Origin of the sequence: Acinetobacter psychrotolerans (assembly GCF_048552595.1) — a bacterium.
Lineage (GTDB): Bacteria > Pseudomonadota > Gammaproteobacteria > Pseudomonadales > Moraxellaceae > Acinetobacter.
This window is the reverse complement of sequence record NZ_JBIMDK010000015.1, coordinates 75,173-83,135: the sequence shown is the minus strand read 5'-3', so window position 1 is coordinate 83,135 and position 7,963 is coordinate 75,173. Positions and strand designations below refer to the sequence as shown.

Sequence of the window (7,963 nt, the reverse complement as noted above, 5' to 3'; positions counted from 1 at the left end):
TTAATCTTTTTTCCTAACAAATCACTTTTTAATCAAATCTTAAAATCTCATTCGAAATCTTAACAACCCAACCAAGCTATTGATTTATCAGAAGTTTCATTTAACATCACCGCCGATGGATGTGCATTCTACAGCATTTCATTTCCAGAACAACCCCTTTTTTAACTTATTTTCAATTAATCGCTTTAAGTGGGCATTTTTCAACCATTAATCATAATTATTCACACTTTTTGATCAAATTTGTTTTAATACAGGACTAATAACTACTGTTAGAATAGTGTTCGGTGTCATTAATATTATTATTGACGATCTAATCTTAAGAATATTTTCAGGAATTCTATGCGTCCTTATCATGTACTCTGGGCTTGCTTGCTTGGCATTGGTTTAACGAACCATGCATTTGCTCAAAAAATATCGCTCCAAGAAAATGCAGGCAATGCAGCATCGACAGATTTTGTTTCAGATGGTAGTTCGTCTCAAAATAATTCTTCTGATCCATCATATACTGAAGCTAAGCATCCACGTATCGAGGCTTTAAAAGACCTTAAGAATATTACCCGTCAAGATCTTAAAGTGAATGCGACTGCTGCTCAGGCTGACAGTGTAAAAGACCCTTTACAACCTTTGAACCGTGAGTTTTATCAATTTAACGATATGTTAGATCGTAACTTTATACGTCCTGTCGCTGTGCAATATAAAGAAAAAGTGCCTGACGATGTTCGTTCATCTTATAGCTTATTCCGTAAAAACTTGAGTGAACCGTGGAATGCGGTCAATCAATTGGCTCAAGGTCGCTTTAGCCGTGCAGCGAAATCACTCGGTCGTTTTACAATTAATACAGTGACTTCTTTAGGTCTAGCCGATCCTGCGCGTCGTTTAGGATTACCAACTGAAGAAGAAAGTCTAGGTTTAACACTCGGCTATTATGGTATTCCTACGGGTCCTTATTTAATGTTACCTATTTTAGGCCCAAGTACGCTTCGTCATTCTGGCGACTATATTGTTGAAGGTTATACCAACCCACTTTGGCAACAAAGTTATGCAAGTGATCAAACAGAACTTATTTGGGGCAATCGTATTCTAGGTGGTATTAATACTCGTTCTAAACTTTTAGATGTAGAAGAAGTGTTGCAAGGTGACCGTTATGCGGCAATTCGTGATATCTATTTACAACGTATTGCTTTCCAAATTGCCGAGAAAAAAGGCAATAGTGCTGAGGCTGTATCATTTGTAGACGATGATACTGATGATGCCGATCAATCGGATAAAGCACATTAACAACAACATTGTGAATATTTTGTTAAACTTATTTGCTAGTCATTCATATCGTTTTACTAGCAATGCTACATTATCTATAGTAAATCTATTCGATAATGCACAATATCTTGATTAAAGGATTACCCACCTCTTCTATGTATTTCATTCAGCCAACTCGCCAGATTTCCAGCCTTGAGCAAGTATTAGATGTGCTCCCGAGCGTGCAGATGATTAACATTGAAGACATTCATCTTTATGATCCGACAATTATTGCCATTGCAGATGTGCATGATTATTTACAATACCAATGGTCTTTACCGACGATTGTGATTGCAGAAGAAAATGAAGGAACGGAACTTTCTCAAGCTTGGGAATTAGGTGCGTTAGCAGGTTGGGTGTGGACAAAATTACCCGTTAATCTAGAAGGTTCACTGTTAAAAATTGATGCGCAGTATAAGCGCAATCAAGATAGTCGTGATTTACCCTCTGCTGCCGAGCTACAAAAAAAATTATTACCCAATCCTATCGAACTACAAAATTATAAAGTTGAAACACTTTTTCAGCCTTCGGCTTATTTGTCAGGCGATTGGTATGATTACTGGAAAATCAGTGATAAAGAGATCATGTTTTATTTGGCTGATGTTTCAGGACATGGCGTGACGAGCTCATTACTAACATCGTGGATGGCAGCATTTCATGGACGTTCTAAAACCCCACGTGAATTAATTAAAAAATTGAATGGTATGCTGGTTCAGGAAAATATTGAAAAGCACATTACCATGCTTGCAGGAATTCTAAATTTAGAGACACATGAGTTAAAGTGGTCAAGTGCTGGACACTATCCTCCACCTATTATCTTTGAGCCGAATCAAGCACCACGTGTTTTAAACACCAGTAGCTTTCCTTTAGGTCTGACTGAAGACTTGGAAGTTGAAGAAATGGTCTGCACTTTAACCAAACATGCTCGGTTCATTATTTGTTCAGATGGCGCACTCGAACCTTTCGATGGTGGATTGAATGAGCAATTTGCTCAATTGGTCTATCATTTGCAAAATCAATCATTCCAAGCACCCGATCATGTGGCTGATGATATTGCGATCCTCAGTCTTCGAAGAATGAATTAACTTTATAATCAATATCATAGCTATATATGGACTATTCTAAGACCTTAAGATGCTTGAGTATAGACTTGCGCTATGTGATAATTTTCAAATCCTTTCTGCAAATGGCATTTATATGTCAACAGGTCATGTTGAATATGCAAGCTTAAATGGAACGCATATCTTCAAACTTATTGGTGAAGTGCGAGCCCAGTCTTGTATTAGCTTAGACAAACTATTGGCAAGGATTGAACAGCAAGAAAACGTCATTGGCGCAATTGTTGATTTAACCCAAACCATATTTATTGATAGTACAGTTCTCGGAATTCTTGCGAAATTAGGCTTAAAGCTGAAACAAGTTCACCATATCCAAGCTGTTATGCTATCCACAAATCCAGACATCACCACTCTAGCCAATAGTATGGGCTTGGGGCAGGTTTTTGTGATCTTAAATTACTGTGGCGACCCAAAAGTATGCACAAATGCGCTGATGGATGACAATGTTAACCACAGCACAATGTTATGTACCGTACTTGATGCACATAAAACATTGATGAAGCTCAATGAAAATAATCAAAATATGTTTGAGCCACTCGTTAAGCAGCTTGAAAAGCAGCAAAATACGATGTGTACAGAATCTACAGATAAACAAAATGCTTAATTTCAAGTGATTGAAGTTTTTCAAGGATGCGCATGACTTTACTTTCCGTTGTTCAAATGAATTCTCAAGATGACATTGAAGTAAACTTCTGTGTGATTGAATCATTGATACAACAAAGTAAAGCTGATGGTGCTTCTTTAATTGTTTTCCCTGAAAATTTTGTCTGCTTCGCCGCAGGTAAACAGCGTGAAACTGCTGAGCGTTTTGAAGAAATTCAACAACGTCTTGAGCAACTGGCACAGCAATATCAAATTTGGATTGTTGCAGGTACTTTGCCCTGCCCATTCCGCCCAGACGGTTCGATCATTCAAGATGGTCGAGTGCGGACTGTGAGTTTATGTATTAGCCCTGAACGTACCGAAGCACGTTATGACAAAATTCATTTGTTTGATGTGCAAGTCAGTGATGCTGTCGGTGGTTATCAAGAATCTAGATTCTTTGAACCTGGTACAGATGTCGTTGTAGCAAAAACTCCGTTTGGCAATATAGGTTTAATGGTGTGCTATGATTTACGCTTTCCTGAGCTTGCTTTAACACTGCGTGCTCAAGGTGCAAATATTTTAACTGCTCCTGCTGCATTTACTTACACCACAGGTGAAATGCATTGGCAGTTATTGCTTCAAGCACGTGCGATGGACAGCCAATGTCAGATACTTGGTGCAGCACAACAAGGTTGGCATGGTGAAAAACGTCAAACTTGGGGACATGCGGGTGCGACAAACAGCCGTGGGCAAATTTTAAAAATCACTGATGCTGAAGGTGCTCAAGTCCTGATTGTACCTTTTGATTTAGATGAACAAAGTACTGTTCGTGCCTCTATGCCGTTGCTGCAACATCGTAAATTGATCACTTTCTAATTTGTAAAATACTCATCTAAGAATCTAAAAACAAAAACTTGTGTTTAAAAGCGGTTTCATTTCTAATATTTTCAAACTTCAATCAAAGTTAGAACAATGAAAATCCTCAGCTTTCTCATTCCTATATTTTTTCTTTGTGCTCACACGTCTGTATTTGCAAAAGACTATGTCCAACCTACCAATGCTAAAAACTCTCATTCTCAATATGCCAAAGCAAAACATAATTTTGAGACTGAATGCGTTCGTGGTTTAGCTCAACCTATATTACTGAAAAATAAAGTGCAAAATCATCATTTTCAAATCAAGAATACAACAGGTGAATTTCCCATTTTATATGGATTGGAAACTGCACAACTCGGTAATGGACAATCAATTCGTCTTGAAAATATTGGCTGTGAATCTTATGGTTTTGATATTCAATTGATACTGAATGCAAGCTCCGTTGAGAAAGATCAAAAAGTTTGCCAAAGTTGTTTGATTCAATCGTTACGTAAGATTTCTATATATTTTCAAAAAGAAGATCAGCAATTTTATTTAGATGGGATCAAAACTTTAGAACAAGAATATAAAAAGACTAAAAAAATAATAATGAACCGTGGTTTACAAGTTCAAGGTACGAAGGAAATACCTCAAATTATTATTTTTAATGAAGTTTCTAAGCAAAAAAATGGACAATACTCAATTAGATTCTCAAATAGTGTTGGCCCACTTTAAATTTCTCAAATTTATATCTTTCGTTTACAAAATCACTGCTTATTCTTTGTGTATTTTCAGACAGGATAATGATTCAGATAAAATTTGTAGGGAATCACCATGTCTTTAGAAAAAGTAGTTTATACAGCACATGCCAAGGCAACAGGCGGTCGTGATGGTCGTGCGACTTCATCGGATGGTATTTTAGATGTTCAGTTGAAAGTTCCTAAAGAAATGGGCGGTGCGGGTGGTGGTACCAACCCTGAACAGCTTTTTGCTGCGGGTTATTCTGCTTGTTTCTTGGGGGCAATGAAATTTGTTGCTAACCGTGATCATTTAAAAATCACACCTGATGTTTTTGTTGAAGGAGATGTCGGCATTGGCCCTATTCCAACAGGTTTTGGAATTCAGGTGACTTTAAATATTCATTTGGAAGGTTTGGAGCAAGCGGAAGCGCAAAAGTTAGTGGATGCTGCGCATATTGTTTGCCCTTACTCTAATGCAACTCGTGGCAATATTGATGTGACGTTGAATGTGATTGTTTGATGTTTTTAATAAATAATTCAAATCGTTGGGTTTCAAAAAAGCCGATTTTTGAAATTGGCTTTTTAAATATTATTTTGGATTTCACATAAAAAAAATATATATTTGATATGACATACTTTATTAAAAGTAATAACAAGACATATCAAAGATGATTTTAAAACAACATCCTCATGCTTTAAAAGTAGCTTTTTGCTTAACTATTGTTTCGAGTATTTTTATATACAACGGACTCAACAATAGACATCATTTACCATTTCTTGAAGCTGCTGGATATTTGGATACAATGTCTGGTACTGGCCTAGTTCGATGGTTATCTAATGATAAAGTTATTTATGGTGTTAATTCTAATGAAATGAAAGATAGCTACTCTGGAGTGGATAAATTACACCTTGAATCATCAAAGCAAGTAAATATTTTCGATATAAAAAACCAAAAAAGCTATCTATATAAAAGCGGTCAATTGATGGAATATAAAAATGGTCAGATACTTATTCGTTTATCTTTGGGTAATTACGACCATATCAATAATCTAGATACTTCCAAACCTAAATATTTGTATGGTTATTTAGGATCAGAAACACTAGAAGAGCCTGAAAAGAGACCCACAATATTACCTTCTCCTCATTTAGATAAATGCCCATCTGATAATACTGATAGCAAACCTTATCTTGCATGGTTACTTGGTTCTGAATATCCAAATGCCTGCCTACGCCTTCCTGATTTATATGACAAGGACAGACGCTGGATTTACTATCCAGCAACAGGGAATGCTATAGAACTTATAACTTCATCTAAAATGTTTATTCCAGAGTTTACGTGGATTAATTGGATGAAAGCGTATCTGCTTGATAACACATTTAACGGTGGGGCTAAAACTGTCATACTCCTATACCCAGATGGTAAGTTGAAAACTATTTATATTAATCAATCTGTTAAGCATGCCAAACCCACAAAAATGGGTGTCATTGGTGTTACAGACAATAAGCTTGTTCTGTTCTATGAAAAATCAGTATATCAAATAGCTAAAGGGAAAATTTATCTTACAGAAATATCGCCAGATGGATGTAAAGTTGCTTATGTAACAAATGCAAAATTACGTGTAATTAATGTATGTAAATTTAAATAACAAAGCTTAAGAAAATCAAAAAAAGCCTAACTTATACAAGTTAGGCTTTTTTATGATTATTCACGTTTCACACCTAGTATTTGATCATTGTTCCACGATTTTATTTAGGTGTAGTAAACAAACACATCACTCCGCTGCTTCATTGGTTACACGTAAAACCTCTTCCATCGTGGTTTTACCTTTTAATACTTTGCGTAAACCATCATCACGGATAGAACCTGACTGCTTACGTGCATAATCCTCAAGTTCATATTCCGCAGCATTACCATGAATTAAACGGCGCATTTGCTCATCTACAGGAACAATTTCATAAATTGCAGTACGACCTGAGAAACCAGTATGCGAACAATAATCACAGCCATTCGGTACAGGAAGTTTTAAATTTAAGTCTGTAGAAACCTGTTTAAACACATCTTTTTCAAAACTATCCGCTTCACGCCACGTATGACAATGTGAACAAATCGTTCGTACCAAACGTTGTGCAATCACACCAATGAGCGAACTAGATAATAAGAACGGTTCAATCCCCATATCTTTTAAACGCGTCACTGCACCAATCGCAGTATTGGTATGCAGTGTAGATAAAACCAAGTGACCTGTTAATGATGCCTGAACCGCAATTTCTGCCGTTTCAAGGTCACGAATCTCACCGACCATCACCACATCAGGATCTTGACGAAGCATGGCTTTCAAAGCACGAGCAAAAGTCATATCCACTTTGGTATTGACTTGCGTCTGTCCAATCCCTTCAAGTTGATACTCAATTGGATCTTCAGCAGTCAAAATATTTTTAGAACCATCATTCAAGTCAGAAAGTGCAGCATAAAGCGTCGTGGTCTTACCTGAACCAGTAGGACCAGTCACGAGGATAATGCCATGTGGACGATGTACCAGTTGCGTTAGACGATCATAGTCTTGTTGCATTAAACCCAAATGGGTCATGTTCAAACGCCCTGCTTGTTTATCTAGCAAACGCATCACCACACGTTCACCATGCGAAGATGGCAATGTCGATACACGAACATCCACCTCACGTCCTGCAAGACGTAAAGAAATACGACCATCCTGCGGAACACGTTTTTCAGCAATATCTAGTTTAGCCATCACTTTAATACGGGAAACTAACAATGGTGCAAGCTCACGGCGTGGTTGAACAATTTCACGCAACTGACCATCTACACGTAAACGTACAGAAAGTTTCTTTTCAAAAGCTTCAATATGAATATCGGATGCACCGACTCGAATCGCTTCAGATAATAAAGCATTGATGAGTCGCACAATTGGTGCATCATCTTCCTGATCCATCAAATCTTCAGTTTCAGGAATCTGATCGGCCAGACTCAATAGATCAGGGTGATCTTCAAGACCAGCTGCAACCTGTTGCGATTCGCCTGTTTCTCCTGCATAACTCGAACTGAGCATTTGGTTAAATTCAGTTGCATTACACAGTTGATGTTGTGCTGTACGACCAAGATAGCGACGTGCTTCCTGTATCGCAATTTGTGCGGTATCCTGACGGCGAACAATAAAAACTTGATCACCCTCATAACGCAAAAGCACTCCATGCCGTTTTGCAAAACTATATGGTATTTGTAATTGTTTAAGTACTTGCATTACAACTTATATTAATGATTAAAATTGCTTTGAGTGTACTCTATGCACATGACAGCGTGAAGTCTGTTTGTTAAAAGATTTAATCATGATTTTATGAAAGGGATGAACA

The 7,963-nt window shown here is 37.2% G+C and carries 8 protein-coding genes; 7 read left to right on the top strand and 1 reads right to left on the bottom strand.

What is annotated here, in order from left to right; genetic code table 11:
- The first annotated feature begins 339 nt into the window (after nucleotides 1-339).
- The 7 genes from ACG94X_RS13010 (at nucleotide 340) to ACG94X_RS12980 (ending at nucleotide 6,240) form a co-directional block, all read left to right on the top strand.
- Nucleotides 340-1,278 (top strand): MlaA family lipoprotein, encoded by a 939-nt coding sequence (locus ACG94X_RS13010; protein ID WP_419384143.1) that lies wholly within the window; start codon nucleotides 340-342, stop codon nucleotides 1,276-1,278.
- Between the two features lie 134 nt (nucleotides 1,279-1,412).
- Nucleotides 1,413-2,381, top strand: a complete 969-nt coding sequence (gene gigA / locus ACG94X_RS13005) for an RsbU family protein phosphatase GigA (protein WP_419384146.1) — start codon at nucleotides 1,413-1,415, stop codon at nucleotides 2,379-2,381.
- Nucleotides 2,382-2,493: 112 nt separating this feature from the next.
- Entirely contained in the window at nucleotides 2,494-3,018 is a 525-nt protein-coding gene (gigB, locus tag ACG94X_RS13000; RefSeq protein WP_419384142.1) for an anti-anti-sigma factor GigB, read from the top strand.
- A gap of 32 nt (nucleotides 3,019-3,050) precedes the next feature.
- The gene (locus ACG94X_RS12995; RefSeq protein WP_419384141.1) at nucleotides 3,051-3,875 is read left to right on the top strand and encodes a carbon-nitrogen hydrolase family protein; all 825 of its coding nucleotides are present in this window, start codon (nucleotides 3,051-3,053) and stop codon (nucleotides 3,873-3,875) included.
- 96 nt (nucleotides 3,876-3,971) lie between these two features.
- Nucleotides 3,972-4,589 (top strand): hypothetical protein, encoded by a 618-nt coding sequence (locus ACG94X_RS12990; protein ID WP_419384140.1) that lies wholly within the window; start codon nucleotides 3,972-3,974, stop codon nucleotides 4,587-4,589.
- A 99-nt stretch (nucleotides 4,590-4,688) separates the two neighbouring features.
- Complete coding sequence (locus ACG94X_RS12985; protein WP_419384139.1) at nucleotides 4,689-5,114, top strand: organic hydroperoxide resistance protein; 426 nt, start codon at nucleotides 4,689-4,691, stop codon at nucleotides 5,112-5,114.
- Between the two features lie 148 nt (nucleotides 5,115-5,262).
- The gene (locus tag ACG94X_RS12980) at nucleotides 5,263-6,240 is read left to right on the top strand and encodes a hypothetical protein (protein ID WP_419384138.1); all 978 of its coding nucleotides are present in this window, start codon (nucleotides 5,263-5,265) and stop codon (nucleotides 6,238-6,240) included.
- A 126-nt stretch (nucleotides 6,241-6,366) separates the two neighbouring features.
- On the opposite strand, the gene gspE is transcribed toward ACG94X_RS12980, so the two are convergent.
- On the bottom strand, nucleotides 6,367-7,854 hold the full coding sequence (gene gspE / locus ACG94X_RS12975; protein WP_419384137.1) for a type II secretion system ATPase GspE: 1,488 nt from the start codon (nucleotides 7,852-7,854) through the stop codon (nucleotides 6,367-6,369).
- Between the last annotated feature and the right edge of the window lie 109 nt (nucleotides 7,855-7,963).